Here is a 17,358-nt window from a genome sequence, read left to right on the forward strand (position 1 = left end):
ACGTATACCGGACGTGCTCGGATCGACCGACATCCTGGACCGCGAGCTCGTCTACGTCACCGGCAAGGGCGGCGTGGGCAAGACGACGGTCGCCGCGGCCATCGCCCTCGCCGCCGCGCGCGCCGGCCGCCGGACGATCCTCTGCGAGGTCGGAGACCAGCACCGCGTCCCCGGGATGTTCGGCGCCGCACCGGGCGAGCACGGCGCCGAGGTGCCCCTCGCCGAGGGCCTGTGGTCGACGTCGGTCGACCCGATGCAGGCCCTCGAGGAGTGGATCGCCCGGCAGGTCGGCTCCCGCCAGCTCACGCACGTCCTCGCCCGCTCGAACGCCTTCCAGTACTTCGTCGCCGCGGCGCCGGGGGCCCGCGAGCTCGTGACGATCACGAAGGCCCACGAGCTCGCCCAGGACGAGCGGTGGGACAAGCGGGCGACCGCCTACGACCTCGTCGTCGTCGACGCCCCCGCCTCCGGCCACGGGCTCGGCCTCCTGCGCACCGCGGGGACCTTCGCCGACATCGCGCGCATCGGGCCGATCGCGTCGCAGGCGGGCGCGGTCCGCGAGGCGCTCCGCGACCCCGCCCGCAGCGCGTACGTCGCCGTCGCGCTCCCCTCCGAGCTGCCGGTCAGCGAGACGCTCGAGCTCGAGGCCCGCCTCGCGGACGCCGTCGGCCGCGGCCTCGACGCGGTCGTCTGCAACGCGGTCCTCCCCCGCCGGTTCGCCGAGGCCGACATCACGACCGTCGCGAGCGCCAACGGCGCCGTGCCGCCCACCGTGAAGCGCAGCATCGCCGCCCATTCCGGCCGCGTCCGCGAGCAGCAGTCCCAGCTGCGCCGGCTGCGCCGGCGCGCCTCGTCGGGCGTCGTCACCCTGCCGTTCGTCACGGGCGAGCTCGACGCCGGAGCGGTCGGGGAGCTCTCCGCGCAGCTCATGCGTTAGGGTTCCCTAACGACATGGAGATCATCGATACGCTCGGCGACGAGAGGCTCGTCGTCTCGCCCCATGGACACGAGTGGGTGACGATCGGCGTGCAGTGCCCGCGCTTCGGCGGCATCTCGCACGTGCGGCTCAGCCACGACCAGGTCGCGTCGCTCGCCGGCGCCCTCGCCGGGATCGCGCTCGAGCAGGGCGCCCGCCTGGCCGACGAGCCGTCGACGTAGCCCGCTACTCGATCCCGAGGCGGTCGAGCAGGCGCTCGTCCCCGCGCCACCCCCGGCGGACGCGCACCGAGAGGTCGAGGTGGACGTGCGTCCCGACCTCGCGCTCGAGCTCCTTGCGCGCCTTCGTGCCGATCGCCTTGATCATCCGGCCGCCGGCGCCGATGAGGATCCCCTTCTGCGACTCGGTCTCGACCCAGATGAGCGCCCGGACGCGGACGAGGTCCTCCCGGACCTGCTCGATGTCGTCGACGACGACCTCGACGGCGTGCGGGACCTCCTGACGGGTGCGTCGGAGGATCTGCTCGCGGACGAGCTCGGCGAGGAGCACGTGCTCGGACTGGTCGCTCGTCTCGTCGGGGGCGAAGAAGAACGGCCCCTCGGGGACGAGCCGCGAGAGGTGCTCGACGAGAGGGCCCACGCCCTCGCCCGTCTGCGCGCTCACCGGGAACACGTCGTCGCCGACGTCGAGCGCCGCCGCCGCCTCGAGGGCGAGGACCGTCCGCGGGCGGTCGAGGCGGTCGACCTTGTTCACGGCGACGACGACCGGGACCGGGGCGTCCCGCAGCGCGGCGGCGATGAAGCGGTCCCCCGGCCCGACGCCTTCCATCCCGTTGATGACGAAGAGGGCGGCGTCGCTGTCGCGGAGCTCCTGCTCGACGCGCCTCTGCATCCGCTCGGTGAGGGCGTCCCGCGGGCGCTGGACCCCCGGGAGGTCGACGAGGACGAGCTGCGTGCGGTCGGTCGTCGCGACCCCGCGGATCGCGCGGCGCGTCGTCTGCGGCTTGTCGGAGACGATCGCGACCTTCCGGCCGACCATCGCGTTGACGAGGGTCGACTTGCCGACGTTCGGACGGCCGGCGAGGGCGATGAACCCCGAGCGCGTCGGCTCCTCCCCCGCCCTCGGCTCCGGCGGCGCCCCGCTGCCCGGCTCGCTCACCACGTGAGGATCTCCGCCTGGAGGGCGAGCATCTCGCCGTCGTCGGTCTCGTGGTCCATGCCGGTGAGGTGCAGGACGCCGTGGACGACCGCCTCCCGCAGGTCCTCCGTGTGCTCCGGGCAGATGACGACGTCGCCGAGCTCGCGCAGGGACGGCGGCCCCGAGATCGGGGCGGCCTCGTCGATCGGGAAGCTGAGGACGTCGGTGGGGCCCTCCTTCCCGCGGTGCTCCTCGTTGAGCGCCGCGATCTCGTCGGCGTCGACGAACGAGACCGCGAGATGCCCCTCGTCGATCCCGGCCGAGGCGGCGGCGAGGCCGGCGAGGCGCTCGATCTCCGCCGCGGGGAGGACGGTGATGAGGCGCTCGCCTCCGATGACGTCGACGTCGAGCATCTCGCGTGGGTGCGCCGGGGCGGCCGCGCCGCGCTCAGGCGCGCTTGCGGTCGGCCGGGCGGATGCCCGGCGCCTGCCGCTCGGCGTGCTCGGCGTAGGCCTCGACGATCCGCTGGACGAGCCGGTGCCTGACGACGTCGTCGCCCCCGAAGCGCACGAAGTCGACGCCCTCGACCTCGCGCAGGATCTCGCCGACGACGATGAGGCCCGAGCGCTGGTCCTTCGGCAGGTCGACCTGCGTGACGTCGCCGGTGACGACCATCCTCGAGTTGAACCCGAGGCGCGTGAGGAACATCTTCATCTGCTCGGGGGTCGTGTTCTGCGCCTCGTCGAGGATGACGAAGGAGTCGTTGAGCGTCCGGCCGCGCATGAACGCCAGCGGCGCGACCTCGATGACGCCCTTCTCGAGATGCCCGGCGACCTTCTCCGGATCGAGCATGTCGTGGAGCGCGTCGAAGAGCGGCCGCAGGTACGGGTCGATCTTCGCCATGAGGTCGCCGGGCAGGAACCCGAGCCGCTCTCCGGCCTCGACCGCGGGGCGCGTGAGGATGATCCGCGTCACCTCGCGACGGCTGAGCGCCGCGGCGGCCGCGGCGACGGCGAGGAACGTCTTGCCCGTGCCGGCCGGGCCGACCCCGAAGGTGATCGTGTTCTCGCGGATGGAGTCGACGTAGCGCTTCTGCGTCACCGTCTTCGGCGCGATCTTCTTGCCGCGGTGGCGCCACACGACGTCCTCGAGGATCCGCGCCGGCGACTCGTCCTGCTCGAGCGCGCTCCCGACCGCCCGGATCGTCCCGGGACCGATCTCGTGGCCCTGGTCGACGAGCTCGGAGAGCTCGCGGACGACCGTCGCCGCCCGGCCGACGTGCTCGGCCTCGCCGTCGAGCGTGACGACGTTGCCACGCAGGAAGACGTCGCAGTCGACGTGGGCCTCGAGCGCCCGCAGGATGTGGTCGCCGCTGCCGCTCATGGCGGCCGCGACCTCGTTCGACACTTCGAGCTGGCGCCTCACGCGCGGAGGACCTCCTGGACGACGCTGGATACCCGCTTGCCGTCGGCGCGCCCCTGGACGCGGGACATCGCCGCCTTCATGACCTTCCCCATGTCCTGCGGCGAGGAGGCGCCCGTCTCCGCGGCGGCGTCGTGCGCGATCGCGCGCAGCTCGTCGTCGGAGAGCTCCGCGGGGAGGTAGGCGGTGATGATCTCGGCCTCCGCCTCCTCGGCCGCCGCCATCTCCTCGCGGCCGCCGTCGCGGAAGGCGCTCGCGGAGTCGAGGCGCCGCTTGCGCTCGCGGCGCAGCACGGCGACCTCGTCGTCGGAGCCCTCCTTCGCGGCCTTCTGCAGCTCGCTGAGGATCATGCGCAGCGTGCCGACGCGGTGCTTCTCGCCCGCCTTCATCGCGCTGACGAGATCCTGCTTCACGGTGTCGGTCACGTCCACTGCGACCGATGATACGCCTCGCGCGGACGGTGCCCGCGAACCTCAATCCGGCGACGGCTGCAGGCGCTCCGCCGGATCGTCGCGGTCGCCCTCGCCCGGGCCCGGCGGCGGGGCGTCCGCGCCGCGCGGGACATCGAGCGGCGCGGGGTGACCGAGCCGGCCGAGCTCGCTCGTGTCACGCCCGAACAGGAGACCGACGTTCCAGTCGAGGAGGAGGCGCAGGCGGCGCTTCACGCCGGGCATGGCGAGCAGGTGGTAGGTGCGGGCGAGGAACCAGGCGGGCCGTCCGCGCCACTTGATCCCCATCGTCGACGCGACCGCCTGCGAGCGCCCCATGTCCACGAAGACCCCGCGGGTCTTGTAGCGGAACTTGCGCACCTTGCCGTCGCCGAGGCTCGCCGCGATGTTGCGCGCGACGCGCCGGCCCTGGCGGATCGCGTGCTGGGCCGTCGGCGGGCAGGGGCGCCCGTCGTCGCTCGCCGGGTCGGGCACCGCGGCGGCGTCGCCGATCGCCCACACGCCGTCGGCGCCCTCCACGCGCATCGTCTCGTCGACGCGGATCCGGCCGCCGTCGGTGAGCGGGAGCCCGAGGCGCTCGACGATGGGCGCCGGCTTCACGCCCGCCGTCCACACGACCGTGCGGGTGGGCACGATCTCGCCGTCCGAGAGCCGCGCGGTGCTCTCGGTCACCTCCTCGAGCGTCGTCGAGGTGCGGATCTCGATGCCGCGGCCGCGGAGCTCCGCCTCGGCGAAGCGGGCGAGGTCGGACCCGATCTCCGGCATGACCTGGTCGCGCGCCTCGACGAGGATCCACCGGATGCCCTGCGTCCTGGCCCGCGGGTAGAGCTCGAGGACGTCGGCGGTGAAGTCCTGCAGCTCCGCGAGCCCCTCGAGGCCGGCGTAGCCGGCGCCGACGAAGACGTAGGTGAGCCACGCGCTTCGCTCGACGGGGTCCTCGGTGTTCTCGGCCGCCTCGAGTGTGCGGATGACGTGGTTGCGCAGGCGGATCGCCTCGGGGAGGTCCTTGAACCCCATCGCGTGCTCGGCGAGCCCCGGGACGGGGAGCGTGCGGCTCACCGAGCCGAGCGCGACGACGAGGTGGTCGTAGCGCAGCCGCTCGCGGCGGCCGGTGAGGTTCTTCACGTCGATCGTCTTCCCGGCGGGGTCGGCGCCGCAGACGCGGCCGAGACGGAGGTCGGTCCCGCGCAGCTCCTCCCGGAGCGGGACGACGACGTGGCGCGGTTCGAGGGTGCCCGCCGCCGCCCCCGGGAGGAGCGGCGTGTAGAGCATGAGGTTCTGGTCGGTGACGAGCGTGAGCCGCGCGCTGTGGCGCGGGAGGATGCGCTCGAGGGTCCGGGCGACCTCGAAGCCGCCGAACCCGCCACCTGCGATGACGACGTTCCAGGCCATGGCTCTCAGCTTCCCCGGAGATGGCGCACGAGGAACTCCGTCTGGTCGGCGACCGCCTGCTCGAAGCCCTCGCCGACGTAGATCTCGAAGTGCCCGATCGGGTAGCGCCGCAGCTCCCCGCGCGGCGCGCGCTCCGCGGCGCGGGCGGCCGGCTCGGGCGGCGTCGTCTCGTCGCGGTCGCACACGCAGACCAGGAGCGGGCAGCGGATGTCCGCCGTGCCGGCCGCAGGCCGGTAGAGCCCGACGTGGAGCATGACCCGGGCGCTCACCTCGTTGCGCCAGCGCGACCACTCTGGGGTGATCGCCTCGAACCCCGGCCGCGCCTCCGGCGCGGTCATCACCGCGAACTCGCCGGGGTCGGCGACCGCCGGGATGCAGCGCGGCGCGCGCCCGGCGAGCGCCCCGGCCTCGTCGGCGAGCGCCTCCGCGCTCGCCCTCAGGACGTTCTTCATCGAGCCGGCGCGGATCGCCGAGAGCCCGTCGGTGAAGGGCGCCTGGGCGACGACCGCCGCGATGTCGTCGCGCCCCTGCGCGAGCGCCATGACGTGGCCTCCGCTGAACGACGAGCCCCAGAGGGCGATCCTGTCGGCATCGACGGCGTCCTGCGCGCGGGCGAACGCGATCGCCGCCTCGTAGTCCTCGTGCTGGCGGCGGATGTCGAGGAGCTGACGGGGCTCGCCGGTGCTCGCCCCGAAGTGCCGGTAGTCGAAGACGAGCGCCGCGAGGCCCGCCTCCGCGAAGCGCTCGGCGTACGCGGGGAGCCCGTCGTCGCGCGTCGCCGAGAAGCCGTGCGCCATGACGACGCACGGCGCCGGGCCGGGAGCGCCCTCGGGGGTGTAGAGGTACGCGGCGCACTCCTCGCCGCCGGAGGGGAACGTCGTGTCGATCCGGTCGGGCATATGGCCACGAGCCTATCGCCGCCCGTATCCCCCGCATGCACCTCGACGGGAAGGTCTGCCTGCTCACCGGCGCCTCGCGCGGGATCGGTCGGGCGACGGCCCGCGCCCTCGTCGCGCGAGGCGCGATCGTCGCCGCCGGCGCCCGGTCGGTCGACGGGCTCGCCGACCTCGGCGCCGCGAGCGTCCACGGCGCCGACCTCGCCGACCCCGCGGAGCGCAGGCCCTCGCCGAGGAGGTGCTCGACGCCCACGGCCGCGTCGACGTCCTCGTCTGCAACGCGGCGCTCCGCGTCGACGGTCGGATCGGCGAGGTGCCCCTCGACGCGCTCGACCGCAGCTTCCAGGTGAACGCGCTGTCCCCGTTCGTCCTCGCCGGCGCCGTCCTCCCCGGCATGCGCGAGCGCGGCGAGGGAGTCGTCGCGACGCTCGTCGCCCCCAAGGTGAGCGCGGGACGCAAGGGCCTCGGGGCCTACGCGGCGTCGAAGGCGGCGCTCGCGTCCCTCACGCTCACGCTGCGCCAGGAGGCCGGCCGCGGCGTCGCGGTCTTCGGGTTCGACCCCGGCTGGGTGCGGACGGACCTCGCGCCGGACGGCGAGGAGGAGCCGGGGCCCGTGGCCGAGCGCCTCGTGGGGCACATCGAAGCGGCGCGGAGCAGCCGCGAGTGGCTCACCTAGTCGCCCGCGCCGCGCCTCGGCCATACTCGGCACATGGACGACGCGACGCTCCTGCGTCACCTCCGGGCGAGCCTCGCGGGCGCGTGGATCGACTGCGTCGCGCAGGGGTCCGAGGGCGCGCACGCCGTCGAGCTGCCCGGCGTGCGCGGGGCGGTCTGCCCCGCCGCCCCCGACCGGTCGCTCCCGAACTGCGCGCTCGCCGCGTCGGCCGAGGCGCTCGCCTCTGCCTACGACGAGCTCGCCGCGCACTACGAGGCCGAGGGGATCCGCTCCTGGACCGTGCTCGTCACCGAGGGCGACGCCGGCTCCGCGGGCGTCCTCGCCGACCGGGGTCACCTCCTCGACGCCGTGCCCCGCGCCATGGGACGCGCTCTCGATGGCCTGCCGCCCGCGCCGGCGGAGATCGAGCTCGACGATGCGCCGGGCGCCGGGGTCGTCGCGGCGATCAACGACACCGCCTACGACGAGCCCCTCCCGGTGTTCGGCCCCGCACTCACGCGGTACCCCGCGAACGCCGATCTCCTCGCCGCGCGGGTCGGCGGCGAGCACGTCGCGTGCGGCTTCGTCCTCGACGGGGGCGTCGACGCGCACGTGAGCGGGATGGCGACGCTCGCGCCGCACCGCGGGCGGGGCCTCGCCGGCGGCATCCTCTCGCACCTCCTCGCGCGCGCCGCCGCGCGCGGCCGCCGGACGACGACGCTCATCGCGACCCGCGCCGGCGCGCCCGTCTACGCCCGGCTCGGCTACCGCGACGTCGGCGGCATCGAGATGTGGGAGCGCCGCCGCCTGCTCTGAGCGTCCTCAGCGCACGAGGAGGAGCGCCGCCCACTCGTCGCTCTCGCGTCGGTCGGCCTCGCGCAGGCCCATCCGGTCCGCGAAGGCGGCGGCGACCTCGTCGGCCTCGTGCCGGAGGAGGCCGCTCGCCACGAGGGCCTCGGGGAGGACCCCGTCCGCGAAGCCGTCACGCGCGATGCGCAGGAGCAGCGGCCGCAGGAGATTCGCGAGCACGAGCGGCGCGCCCGGCGCCGGGCCGTCGTGGACGATGTCGTGGCGACGCGCGGCGACGACGACGCCGTTCGCCTCGGCGTTGGCGAGCGTCGCCTCCACGGACTCGCGCTCGTGGTCGACGCCGAGGACCGGGGCGTGGCCGAGGAGCGCCGCGGCGATCGCGAGGACCCCCGAGCCGCAGCCGACGTCGACGACCTCGCGGGGCGGATCGGCGCCGAGCGCGACGAGCAGCTCGAGGCAGAGGCGGGTCGTGTCGTGGGCCCCGGTGCCGAAGGCCTGCCCCGGGTCGATGACGATCTCGCGGACGGCGCCGCCCGCCGCGGCCGGACCTCCCTCGTGGGGCGGGCACCACGGGGGGCGGACGTGGAGCGCGTCCGCGACGAGGATCGGCTTGTGGAACGCGCGCCACCGCTCCGACCAGTCGTCGGCGACCTCGGTCGTCGTGATCTCGACGAGCGCGCCGCCCGCCGCCGCCTCGAGGTCCGGCAGCTCCGGCAGCTCACCGGGCGCCCCGTAGATCGCGTACTCCACCTGCGCGCCGAGATCGGTCTCCTCGACGCCGGACGGCGCGAACGTGAGGAGCTCGGCGAGCGCGACCTCGGCGTCCTCGCGGCGGACGCGGACCGCGAGCCGGATCACCGGCCGCCGACGAGCCGGCGCAGCTTGCCCATCACCGACTCGTCGGTGCGGAGGTTGTCCTCGGTCATCGCGTCGGCGAGCTGCTCGACGAGCTTGCGCTGCTGCTTGGTGAGGCGGCGCGGGACGACGACGTTGACGACGACGCGCATGTCGCCGAAGCGGCCCGGCCGCCGCAGCTGCGGCATGCCCTTCCCCTTCACCGTGAGGACCTCGCCGGGCTGCGTGCCGGCGGGCACCTCGAGCTCGACCGCGCCGTCCATCGCCTCGATCTCGACGCTCGTGCCGAGAGCCGCGCGCGGGGCGGCGACGTCGAGGACCGTGACGAGGTCGTCGCCGTCGCGGAGGAGGTTCTCGTGCGGGGCGACGGTGACGACGACGTAGAGGTCGCCCGCGGGGGCGCCCGGCTCCCCCTCGTGGCCGCGCCCGGAGAGGCGGATCCGCTGGCCGTCGGAGATGCCGGCGGGGATGTCCACCTCGAGCTCGCGCTCGGCGAGCTCGCGGCCCCGGCCGGCGCAGCGGTCGCACGGCTGCTCGGCGACGCGGCCGTCGCCGTGGCAGACGTCGCACTCGACCGTGCGCACGACCTGGCCGAAGGGCGAGCGCGTCACCGCCTGCAGACGGCCCGCGCCGTTGCAGCGCTCGCACGCTGTGATCGGCGTCCCCGGCTCCGCCCCGTTCCCGCGACACTTCTCGCAGCTCGCGACGATCTCGTAGGCGACCTTCTCCTTGCCGCCGGTGAAGGCGGTCGCGAGGTCGATCTCGACCTCGACGGCGACGTCGCCGCCGGGCGCCGGCCCGCTGCGCCCGCCGCCGAACCCGCCGCCGCCGAAGAAGGCGTCGAAGAGATCGCTGATCGAGCCGAACCCGTCGAAGTTCGGGGCGGCGCCGCCCTGGCGCAGGCCCTCGTGGCCGTAGCGGTCGAACATCGCGCGGCGCTCGGGGTCCGAGAGGATCTCGTAGGCCTCGGCGGCCTCCTTGAACTTCTCCTCGGCCTGCGGGTCGTGCGCGTTGACGTCCGGGTGCAGCTCGCGGGCGAGCCGCCGGAACGCCTTCTTGATCTGGCCCTCGTCGGCGTCGCGGGCGACGCCGAGGACCTCGTAGGGATCGCGCTTGGTGGGGCTGCTCATGCGTCGTAGACGTCCTCGATGAAGCGGGAGAGCTGGAAGCTGGCCTCGCGGACGGTCGCGATCGCGCCGGCGTAGTCCATGCGGACCGGGCCGATGACCGAGACCGTCCCGAGCTTGCGGGCGGGGAGCCCGTAGGCGGCGGCGACGACGGCGAGGGACCGCAGGGCGGGCACGTCGTTCTCCTGGCCGATGCGCACGAGCACGTCGCGCTCGCCGAGCGCCGCCTGGAGCGTCCCCAGCACCGACATGCGGCGCTCGAGCATCGACAGGAGATCCTCGACCTGCGACAGGTCGCGCACGCCGTGCTCGGCGAGGAGCCGCGTCGCCCCGTCCACGTAGAGGGTGTCGTCGGCGGTCGCGGCGAGGTCGGTGAAGGCGGGAGCGAGGGCCTCGAGGAACGCGCTCTCGGTCGGGCCGAGCGTCGGGTCGTGGAGGCGCTGGTGGAGCATGCGGGCGCCGAGCCCCATGCCGACGAGGCGGCCGTTGAGCTCGTCCGCCGCCCACGACACGAGACCGCTGTCGACGGCCCTCCCGAAGGTGAAGACCCGCTTCGTCACGCCGCCCGTCGAGGTGATGACGACGACCATGACGACGGTCGGCTGGAGCGCGAGGACCTCGATGTGCCGGATCGTCGCGGTCTCGAGCGGCGGCGCGGAGACGATCGCGAGGAGGTTCGTCACGCGCGAGAGCGTCTCGGTCGTCTCGCGCATCGCCTGGTCGACCTCTCGGCGGACGAGCTGGAGCTCGAGCGGCTCGCGCAGGACGGGCGTCCCCTCGGACAGGAGCCGGTCGACGACGTAGCGGTGCCCGGCCTCCGTCGGCACGCGGCCGGAGGAGGTGTGCGGATGCGCGAGGAGGCCGTGCTCCTCGAGCTGGGCGAGCTCGCCGCGAATCGTCGAGGGGCCGCAGTCGAGGTCGGCGTCGGCCGCGAGCGCCTTCGAGCCGACCGGCGTGCCGGACTCGAGGTACGCGTCGACGACCTTCTGGAGGATGGTCTCCTGTCGGGGGCTCAGCACCGTCCCCCCATGGTACGAACCCGGCGCGCGGACGCGCGGAGGGGAGCCGGTCGTCAGGACGACGCCCGCTCCTCGTCCTGCGAGCGGACTTCCGCCACCGCGTTGCGGATGATGCGCTTGCCGTCCTGCTTGGCGACGATGTCGAGGACGGCCGTCCCGTCGTCGCGGACCTCGCGGACCGTGCCGCTCACCGCGATCTCCTTCTCGGGGAGGCCCATCCCGCGGAACTGCACCTCGAGCCGGCGGAGCGTGGCGGGGCCGCCGGCCGCCTCCGTCGCCGCGCGCGCGACCTGGGCCATCGACCACAGGCCGTGGAGGATGCGGCCGGGAAGCCCGACGGCCTTCGCGAACTCCTCGTCGATGTGGATGGGGTTGAAGTCACCCGAGGCGCCCGCGTACCGCACCGTGAGGTAGCGGTCGGGGGTCGTCGTCAGCTCCGGGATCTCCGTGCCCTCGGTGAGATCGATCGGCTGTCCCACGGCGCTCACCCTCCTCGCACGATGTTGGTCCAGGTCCCGACGCAGACGGTCTCGCCGCGGTCGTTCGTCGAGCGCGACTCGAAGACGTAGAAGCCGCGGCCGTCCTGCTCGCTGATGTCGGCGACGGCGACGCTCGTCGTGATCTCGTCCCCGGCGACGACGAGCGGGCCCCATTCGAACGACTGCCCGCCGTGGACCATGCGCGCGAAGTCGATCCCGACCTCCGGGTCGAGGATCGCGGGGCCGAGCGCGGGGGCGCAGTAGACGACGGCGAACATGGGCGGCGCGACGAGGTCCGCGAAGCCGGCGGCGCGCGCGGCGCTCACGTCGAGGTGCAGCGGGTCGCTCTCGCCCACGGCGAGCGCGTACTCGCGGATCTTCTCCCGGCCGACCATGTAGACGGTCGGCGGGTAGGTCTTGCCGATGGCGTCGGTCTTCACGCCGGGGACCCTAGTCGGTGCGGCGGGCGCCTAGGGCTTCGAGACCATGAGGACGACGATCGCGAGGAACGCCAGCCCCGACGCGTAGTTGAGGACGGCTGCGAACCGGTCGTCGAGCCGGGCGCGCAGCTCCGGCCCGAGCGGCGTGCCCTCCTCGGCGTGGCGGACGGCGAGGAGCCGCGCCTCCTTCGGCCGGCGTCCGCCGAGCGCCCCGAGGACGAACATGACGACGAAGAGGGTCAGCGACCAGGAGATCCACCCGTCGGAGAAGCTCCAGGGACCGAGGTCGATGAGCCAGATCCCGAAGCCGAGCGCGCCGAGCGAGCCCGCGGCGACGAGGAGCACGCCGATCCGCGACAGGCCGAGCACGACCGCGATCTCCCGCGGGTCCTCGCGCCGGCGCGCGACGGCGTGCGCGACGCCGGCGACGACGACGCCCGAGAAGAGGGTGAGGACCGACAGGATGTGGAGGGTGAGCGCGAACTCGTAGTCGGACATCGCGCCGAGGCTACGCGAGGCACCTGACGCATCCCGTCCGTACTTCCCCGCGCTCCCTGCGCGGTGGCGCCCGGAGGCTCGGGTCCGCCGCTGCGCGTACGGTTGGCGCACGAGCCATGCCGCCCGCCGACTCGGACAGCCGTCGCACGCCGTCTCCCCCGTCGGAGAAGAAGACCCCGTGGCGCGTCGAGGGCCATCCCGACGAGCACGAGACGGCCGGCGCGGGCGGGGGCGGCAAGTGGGCGCTCCTCTGGATCTTCGCGGCGCTCCTCGCGCTCAACTGGCTGATCGCGAGCGCGGTCACGCAGACCGACCGGATCACCGTGCCGTACAGCGAGTTCCGCGACCAGGCGCTCGCCGACAACGTCGAGGAGGTGAGCTCGCAGGCCGAGACGATCGAGGGGCGCTTCCGCGAGCCGGTCGTCCCGCCCGACGGGGACGAGGGCGACGCCGCGGAGCGCTTCGAGACCGAGCGTCCCGCCTTCGCCGACGACCGCATCCTCGACCTCCTCCTCGACAACGACGTCGAGATCAGCGCGACCCCGCCCGACGACCGCTCGCTGTGGACGACGCTCCTCATCGGCTTCGGGCCGACGATCCTCCTCGTCGCGCTCCTCATCTGGGCGTTCCGCCGCGCGGGGGCGATGCAGGGCGGCGGAGGGCTCCTCGGCGGCCTCGGCAAGTCGCGGGCGCGCCGGTACTCGGGCTCGGAGACGCGGACGACGTTCGCCGACGTCGCCGGCATCGACGAGGTGACCGACGAGCTGCAGGAGGTCGTGAGCTACCTGAAGCACCCCGAGCGCTACCGGCGGCTCGGCGGGCAGATGCCGCGCGGCGTCCTCCTCACCGGCCCACCGGGCACCGGGAAGACGCTCCTCGCCCGCGCGCTCGCCGGCGAGGCCGGCGTGCCCTTCTTCTCGCTCTCGGCCTCCGAGTTCGTCGAGATGATCGTCGGCGTCGGCGCGAGCCGGGTCCGCGACCTCTTCGAGCAGGCGAAGGCCGCGGCGCCCGCGATCATCTTCATCGACGAGCTCGACGCGATCGGCCGCGTGCGCGGAGCCGGCAACCTCGCCGGCGGCAGCGACGAGCGCGAGCAGACGCTCAACCAGATCCTCACCGAGATGGACGGCTTCACCGGCAACGAGGGCGTCATCGTCCTCGCCGCGACGAACCGGCCCGAGATCCTCGACCCGGCGCTCCTGCGCGCGGGGCGCTTCGATCGCCGGCTCACCGTCAACCCGCCGGACCACGACGGTCGCCGCCGCATCCTCGAGGTGCACACGCGCTCCGTGCCGCTCGACGGCGACGTCGACCTCGACGTCCTCGCCTCGAGCACGCCGGGGATGACCGGCGCCGACCTGCGGACGCTCGTCAACGAGGCCTCGCTCTCCGCCGCCCGCCGCGGCGTCGAGCGGGTCTCGCACGGGGACTTCACCGGCGCGCTCGAGAAGATCGTGCTGGGGACGGCGCGGAAGATCCTCCTCTCCCCCGCCGACCGGCGCCTCACGGCCTACCACGAGTCCGGCCATGCGCTCCTCGGCATGCTCGAGCCCGGGGCCGACCCGGTGCGCAAGGTGTCGATCATCCCCCGCGGCCAGTCCCTCGGCGTCACCTTCCAGAGCCCCGAGCGCGATCGCTACGGCTACAGCGCGCGGTACCTGCGCGGGAGGATCGCCGGGGCGCTCGGCGGCCGCGCCGCGGAGGAGCTCGTCTTCGGCGACGTCACGTCCGGCGCCGAGTCGGACCTCGAGGTCGCGACGAGCCTCGCCCGGCAGATGGTCGGTCGCTGGGGCATGTCCGAGTCGCTCGGTCTCGTGTCCCTCCTCCCCGGTCCCGGCGAGGAGGGCTTCGTCCTCCCGGGCTCCCCCTCGTCGATCGCCGACAGCACGCGCGACCGGCTCGACGCCGAGGTGCGGCGGATCACCGACGAGTGCTACGCCCACGCGCTCCAGGTGCTGCGGGACCACCGCGCCCAGCTCGACAGCCTCGCGCAGACGCTCCTCGAGCGCGAGACGCTCGACGAGGCCGACGCCTACCAGGCCGCCGGGCTGCCGCGGCGTCCCGCGGGCGGGGGCGACGTGCCGGGCGAGGACGCGCCGGCCGGGGCGACCGGCACGACCTCTAGAGGATGATCGCCACCGCGCCGCCGTCCGCCGACCAGGCGGCGCCGGTGACGGTCGAGGAGCGCTCGCTGCACAGGAACGCGACGACGTCGGCGATCTCGCCCGGCTCGGCGAAGCGTCCGAGCGGGATCTTCGCGGCCTGACCGGCGAGCGCCTCGTCGCGGGTCATGCCCTTCTGAGCGGCGACCTGGTCGGCGAGACCGCCCTCCGCGACCCACAGCTCGCTCGCCGTCGCGCCGGGCGCCACCGCGTTGACGAGGACGCCGCGGCCGGCGTACGCGTCGGCGTAGGCGCGGGAGAGCGAGAGCTGGCCGGCCTTCGTCACCGCGTAGGCGACGTTCGTGAGCGAGGGCCGCTTCCCGGCCGAGGAGGTGACGTTGACGATGCGCCCCCAGCCGCCCTCCGCCATCCGCGGGGCGGCGGCGGCCATGAGGCGGTGCGGCCCGAGGACGTGGAGCGCGTACTGCGACTGCCAGTCCTCGTCGGTGAGCTCGTCGAGGGGCACGGGGCGGCTCGTCCCGGCGTTGTTGACGAGGACGTCGACGCGGCCGAAGGCCTCGAGGCAGGCGGCGACGATCGCCTCGCCGGCGCCGGGCGCGGTGACGTCGGCGGCGTGGGCGACGGGCCGGCCGGCGTCAGCGCGCGTCGCGGCCGAGAGCGCCTGGACGGCGTCGTCGAGCCGCCCGCGGTCACGCGCGACGCAGAGGACGTCCGCCCCCTCGGCGAGGAGCCGCTCGGCGGTCGCGCGACCGATGCCGCTCGACGCGCCCGTGACGATCGCCGCCCGTCCTGCGATGCCGAGGTCCATGTGCCTCAGCCTACGCGGGCGATCGCACGGCGCGGACGTGCGGAGATCCGGCGACGCCCCGCGTCGCCCGATCGCCACACGTCGCGGCGCCGCCGGACGTGCGACGTCTCAGCGACGCTCCGCGTCGCCGGCTCGCCCCACGCCGGGGGACGGCGGGGTGATCGCCCACGGCTCGGTCGGGAGGTCGAACGCCCCGCAGAGGAACGCGACGAGGTGGTAGAAGCCGGCGACGCAGACGACCTCGACCTGCTCGGCGTCGGTCCAGCCGTCGGCCAGCGCGGCGGCGAGGTCGTCGTCGAGCCGGCCGGTGTCGTGGAGGGAGTCGGCGACGCGGACGAGCGTCGCCTGCCGCGGCGTGAAGGCGGGGTCGTCGGCGTCGCTCTCCCACGTCGCCCGCAGCCAGCCCTCACCGAGGCCGAGCGCGGGTGCGAACGCGGCCGCGTGGACGCCCCACTCGTACGCGGCGCCGCAGCGCGCGGTCGTGCGGTGGATGAGCGTCTCGCGCTCGTCGGGGGCGAGGGTGCCCCGGCCGAGGAGCGTCGAGCCGATCTGCCGGAACCGGTCGAGGAGCTGCGGATGGTGGGCGATCGTGCGGAAGAGAGCGAGCGACGGTGCGTCGACGCCGCCCATCAGGCGGCTGAGCGCCGACTCGATCTCGGGGGCGAACGGCGGGTCGAGCGGCGCGGGTCGGGTGACGGACACGAGAAGGCCTCTTGGTTCGAATTCCGAAGCAGTCCAGACGCTACCACGGTGCGCTTCGTTTTTCGAACTGCGGTCGGATAGGCTCCGCCGCATGCCCCCCGTACGCGGCTCGCGGACCGGCCGGCCGATCATGGCCCTCCTCGACCTCCTCGGGCGGCGGTGGGCGCTGCGCGTCCTCTGGGAGCTGCGCGACGGCGAGGCGCGCCCGTTCGGCGCCCTGCGCGCCGAGGCGGACGGCATGTCGACCTCCGTCCTCTCGCAGCGCCTGCGCGAGCTCGTCGACGCGGGGTTCGTCGCGAAGGACGACGACGGCTACGTCCTCACCCCGCTCGGCGCGGACCTCCTCCGCGACCTCGCGCCCCTCGACGCGCTCGCGAAGCGCTGGCGTCCGCGTTGAGAGCTGCGACTGCGCGGCGCAACTCCTCCCGTCCTCGGGCGTTTGAGCCGACACCCGACCCGGAGCAGTGTTCGTGCGCCACGCCATCATTGCCGCCCTCGCCTCGGCCGCCGCTCTCGTCGCGCTGGCACCCGCCGGCCACGGCCTCGCGGCCGGTCCCGGTTCGCCCGCCCCGAGCGACGTCGACGCGACCCCGATCGCCCTCGTCGCGGACCCCACCCCGATCGCCGCGCACGACGGCTGGGTCGGCTGGAGCGTGAAGGACGACGCGGGGTGGCACCTCACCGTCGCGCGCGGCAGCCGCGTCCGCCGGGTCGGAATCGCTCCGTCGCCGCGGGCCCTCGACCTCGACCTCGGCACCGACGCCGACGGCCGCGTCGTCGCGACGTTCTCCCGCTGCGCGACGGTGCCGCCCGACGCCGGCCCGGGGCCGCGGGAGTCGCTGGACTGCCGCATCCGGGTCGTCGATCTCGAGACGGGACGGGAGCGCGGCGCGGGCATCCTGCGGCCGCCCGGCGCGAGCGACCGCCACCCCTCGATGTGGAACGGCGACATCGCGTTCGCCCGCCTGTTCTCGCCCGACGACCGGGTCGTCCAGATCATGCTCGCCGAGCGCGGCGAGCGGCTCCGCCGCCTGCGCCACGGTCGGATCGCGTCGTGTGACCCGGACGAGGACTCCCAGGACGACTACGACTGCAATCTGCGTGGACGCGTCTACGGCCTCGACCTCGGGGAGCGGTTCGTCGCCTTCGGCTGGGGGGTCGCGGCTCTCTCCGGCGGCGGCGGCCAGGAGATCCGTGCGGTGAGCCGGGCGAGCGGCCGGTCGGCCCTCCTCGCCAGAGGTGGGTACGACGGCGAGGTCTGCGCCTCCGAGTTCGCCGACCAGGGCTACTCCCGGCCGTCGGTCGTGGGCGGCTCCGTCTGGTTCCTGCGAGAGACGTTCAGGTGCTTTCACGAGACCTATCAGGTCCGCCGCGGACGGCCGACGCGCACGACGCCGCGTCTCGTCTACGGCCGCCTGGACTCGACGCTCTCGCCGATGACGATGGCGAGGTCGCGCCGCGCGACCTACGTGCTCGCCGCCCGAGCGGACGACGAGGACTTCGAGCGCTGCACCGCCCCAGCCCCGTGCGTCATCGCCCGGATCGATACGCCCCCGTGGCGTCGGACGACGAACCCACGCTGACTGCACCAGCCGCGGCCGCGCCCGGC

The 17,358-nt window shown here is 74.5% G+C and carries 20 protein-coding genes and 2 pseudogenes; 8 read left to right on the forward strand and 14 right to left on the reverse strand.

Going from position 1 to position 17,358, the window contains the following annotated elements; translation table 11 throughout:
- Positions 1–13 precede the first annotated feature (13 nt).
- Positions 14–937 carry an ArsA-related P-loop ATPase gene (locus ACME2J_RS08495; RefSeq protein WP_495544465.1) on the forward strand — a complete coding sequence of 308 codons (924 nt, stop codon included), beginning with the start codon at positions 14–16 and terminating at the stop codon, positions 935–937.
- Positions 938–951: 14 nt separating this feature from the next.
- On the forward strand, positions 952–1,158 hold the full coding sequence (locus ACME2J_RS08500) for a hypothetical protein (protein WP_495544466.1): 207 nt from the start codon (positions 952–954) through the stop codon (positions 1,156–1,158).
- Between the two features lie 4 nt (positions 1,159–1,162).
- Here the strand turns inward: ACME2J_RS08500 and era are convergent, their stop codons facing one another.
- From era to ACME2J_RS08530, 6 genes are read right to left on the reverse strand one after another with little or no spacing between them, the layout of a single operon-like run.
- The gene (gene era / locus ACME2J_RS08505) at positions 1,163–2,095 is read right to left on the reverse strand and encodes a GTPase Era (protein ID WP_495544467.1); all 933 of its coding nucleotides are present in this window, start codon (positions 2,093–2,095) and stop codon (positions 1,163–1,165) included.
- Positions 2,092–2,487 (reverse strand): rRNA maturation RNase YbeY, encoded by a 396-nt coding sequence (ybeY, locus tag ACME2J_RS08510; RefSeq protein ID WP_495544468.1) that lies wholly within the window; start codon positions 2,485–2,487, stop codon positions 2,092–2,094. Before ybeY ends, era begins: the two co-directional genes overlap by 4 nt.
- Positions 2,488–2,521: 34 nt before the next feature.
- Positions 2,522–3,457 carry a PhoH family protein gene (locus tag ACME2J_RS08515; RefSeq protein WP_495544509.1) on the reverse strand — a complete coding sequence of 312 codons (936 nt, stop codon included), beginning with the start codon at positions 3,455–3,457 and terminating at the stop codon, positions 2,522–2,524.
- A 38-nt stretch (positions 3,458–3,495) separates the two neighbouring features.
- The gene (locus ACME2J_RS08520) at positions 3,496–3,927 is read right to left on the reverse strand and encodes a GatB/YqeY domain-containing protein (protein ID WP_495544469.1); all 432 of its coding nucleotides are present in this window, start codon (positions 3,925–3,927) and stop codon (positions 3,496–3,498) included.
- 42 nt (positions 3,928–3,969) lie between these two features.
- A complete protein-coding gene (locus tag ACME2J_RS08525) occupies positions 3,970–5,337 on the reverse strand; it encodes an NAD(P)/FAD-dependent oxidoreductase (protein ID WP_495544470.1) in 1,368 nt (455 codons plus the stop codon).
- Positions 5,338–5,342: 5 nt separating this feature from the next.
- Complete coding sequence (locus tag ACME2J_RS08530) at positions 5,343–6,236, reverse strand: alpha/beta hydrolase (RefSeq protein ID WP_495544471.1); 894 nt, start codon at positions 6,234–6,236, stop codon at positions 5,343–5,345.
- A 35-nt stretch (positions 6,237–6,271) separates the two neighbouring features.
- Here ACME2J_RS08530 and ACME2J_RS08535 point away from each other — a divergent pair.
- The 3 genes and pseudogenes from ACME2J_RS08535 to ACME2J_RS08545 all read left to right on the forward strand — a co-directional run.
- A pseudogene (locus tag ACME2J_RS08535) lies at positions 6,272–6,349 on the forward strand (hypothetical protein); the annotation flags it as partial.
- Between the two features lie 110 nt (positions 6,350–6,459).
- Positions 6,460–6,909 (forward strand): annotated as a pseudogene (locus ACME2J_RS08540) (SDR family NAD(P)-dependent oxidoreductase); the annotation flags it as partial.
- A 33-nt stretch (positions 6,910–6,942) separates the two neighbouring features.
- Complete coding sequence (locus tag ACME2J_RS08545; RefSeq protein ID WP_495544472.1) at positions 6,943–7,704, forward strand: GNAT family N-acetyltransferase; 762 nt, start codon at positions 6,943–6,945, stop codon at positions 7,702–7,704.
- A 6-nt stretch (positions 7,705–7,710) separates the two neighbouring features.
- Here ACME2J_RS08545 and ACME2J_RS08550 read toward each other — a convergent pair whose 3' ends face one another.
- From ACME2J_RS08550 to ACME2J_RS08575, 6 genes are read right to left on the reverse strand one after another with little or no spacing between them, the layout of a single operon-like run.
- On the reverse strand, positions 7,711–8,556 hold the full coding sequence (locus ACME2J_RS08550) for a 50S ribosomal protein L11 methyltransferase (protein ID WP_495544473.1): 846 nt from the start codon (positions 8,554–8,556) through the stop codon (positions 7,711–7,713).
- Entirely contained in the window at positions 8,553–9,683 is a 1,131-nt protein-coding gene (gene dnaJ, locus ACME2J_RS08555; protein ID WP_495544474.1) for a molecular chaperone DnaJ, read from the reverse strand. Before dnaJ ends, ACME2J_RS08550 begins: the two co-directional genes overlap by 4 nt.
- Positions 9,680–10,699 carry a heat-inducible transcriptional repressor HrcA gene (gene hrcA / locus ACME2J_RS08560; protein WP_495544475.1) on the reverse strand — a complete coding sequence of 340 codons (1,020 nt, stop codon included), beginning with the start codon at positions 10,697–10,699 and terminating at the stop codon, positions 9,680–9,682. The genes dnaJ and hrcA overlap by 4 nt, the downstream gene beginning before the upstream one ends.
- 53 nt (positions 10,700–10,752) lie before the next feature.
- Positions 10,753–11,178 carry a MaoC/PaaZ C-terminal domain-containing protein gene (locus ACME2J_RS08565; RefSeq protein WP_495544476.1) on the reverse strand — a complete coding sequence of 142 codons (426 nt, stop codon included), beginning with the start codon at positions 11,176–11,178 and terminating at the stop codon, positions 10,753–10,755.
- Between the two features lie 5 nt (positions 11,179–11,183).
- Positions 11,184–11,618: a MaoC family dehydratase N-terminal domain-containing protein gene (locus ACME2J_RS08570; RefSeq protein ID WP_495544477.1), complete on the reverse strand. Its 435-nt coding sequence runs from the start codon at positions 11,616–11,618 to the stop codon at positions 11,184–11,186.
- A gap of 30 nt (positions 11,619–11,648) precedes the next feature.
- The gene (locus tag ACME2J_RS08575) at positions 11,649–12,116 is read right to left on the reverse strand and encodes a DUF2269 family protein (RefSeq protein WP_495544478.1); all 468 of its coding nucleotides are present in this window, start codon (positions 12,114–12,116) and stop codon (positions 11,649–11,651) included.
- Between the two features lie 116 nt (positions 12,117–12,232).
- Between ACME2J_RS08575 and ftsH the strand changes: the two genes are divergently transcribed.
- Positions 12,233–14,248, forward strand: a complete 2,016-nt coding sequence (gene ftsH / locus ACME2J_RS08580; protein WP_495544479.1) for an ATP-dependent zinc metalloprotease FtsH — start codon at positions 12,233–12,235, stop codon at positions 14,246–14,248.
- Here the strand turns inward: ftsH and ACME2J_RS08585 are convergent.
- Positions 14,238–15,047: an SDR family NAD(P)-dependent oxidoreductase gene (locus tag ACME2J_RS08585; RefSeq protein ID WP_495544480.1), complete on the reverse strand. Its 810-nt coding sequence runs from the start codon at positions 15,045–15,047 to the stop codon at positions 14,238–14,240. The genes ftsH and ACME2J_RS08585 overlap by 11 nt on opposite strands.
- 108 nt (positions 15,048–15,155) lie before the next feature.
- Positions 15,156–15,749, reverse strand: a complete 594-nt coding sequence (locus tag ACME2J_RS08590; protein ID WP_495544481.1) for a carboxymuconolactone decarboxylase family protein — start codon at positions 15,747–15,749, stop codon at positions 15,156–15,158.
- 91 nt (positions 15,750–15,840) lie between these two features.
- Between ACME2J_RS08590 and ACME2J_RS08595 the strand changes: the two genes are divergently transcribed.
- Positions 15,841–16,146, forward strand: a complete 306-nt coding sequence (locus ACME2J_RS08595; RefSeq protein ID WP_495544482.1) for a winged helix-turn-helix transcriptional regulator — start codon at positions 15,841–15,843, stop codon at positions 16,144–16,146.
- Positions 16,147–16,219: 73 nt separating this feature from the next.
- Positions 16,220–17,332 carry a hypothetical protein gene (locus ACME2J_RS08600; protein ID WP_495544483.1) on the forward strand — a complete coding sequence of 371 codons (1,113 nt, stop codon included), beginning with the start codon at positions 16,220–16,222 and terminating at the stop codon, positions 17,330–17,332.
- Positions 17,333–17,358 lie beyond the last annotated feature (26 nt).

The sequence above is a fragment of the Paraconexibacter sp. genome (genome assembly GCF_059438195.1).

Bases quoted from the DNA above. Each gene is read 5' to 3' on its own strand.
- ACME2J_RS08500 (WP_495544466.1), top strand. From the start codon at position 952: ATGGAGATCATCGATACGCTCGGCGACGAGAGGCTCGTCGTCTCGCCC.
- ybeY (WP_495544468.1), bottom strand. From the start codon at position 2,487: ATGCTCGACGTCGACGTCATCGGAGGCGAGCGCCTCATCACCGTCCTC.
- ACME2J_RS08515 (WP_495544509.1), bottom strand. From the start codon at position 3,457: ATGAGCGGCAGCGGCGACCACATCCTGCGGGCGCTCGAGGCCCACGTC.
- ACME2J_RS08525 (WP_495544470.1), bottom strand. From the start codon at position 5,337: ATGGCCTGGAACGTCGTCATCGCAGGTGGCGGGTTCGGCGGCTTCGAG.
- ACME2J_RS08530 (WP_495544471.1), bottom strand. From the start codon at position 6,236: ATGCCCGACCGGATCGACACGACGTTCCCCTCCGGCGGCGAGGAGTGC.
- ACME2J_RS08545 (WP_495544472.1), top strand. From the start codon at position 6,943: ATGGACGACGCGACGCTCCTGCGTCACCTCCGGGCGAGCCTCGCGGGC.
- dnaJ (WP_495544474.1), bottom strand. From the start codon at position 9,683: ATGAGCAGCCCCACCAAGCGCGATCCCTACGAGGTCCTCGGCGTCGCC.
- ACME2J_RS08575 (WP_495544478.1), bottom strand. From the start codon at position 12,116: ATGTCCGACTACGAGTTCGCGCTCACCCTCCACATCCTGTCGGTCCTC.
- ftsH (WP_495544479.1), top strand. From the start codon at position 12,233: ATGCCGCCCGCCGACTCGGACAGCCGTCGCACGCCGTCTCCCCCGTCG.
- ACME2J_RS08585 (WP_495544480.1), bottom strand. From the start codon at position 15,047: ATGGACCTCGGCATCGCAGGACGGGCGGCGATCGTCACGGGCGCGTCG.
- ACME2J_RS08595 (WP_495544482.1), top strand. From the start codon at position 15,841: ATGCCCCCCGTACGCGGCTCGCGGACCGGCCGGCCGATCATGGCCCTC.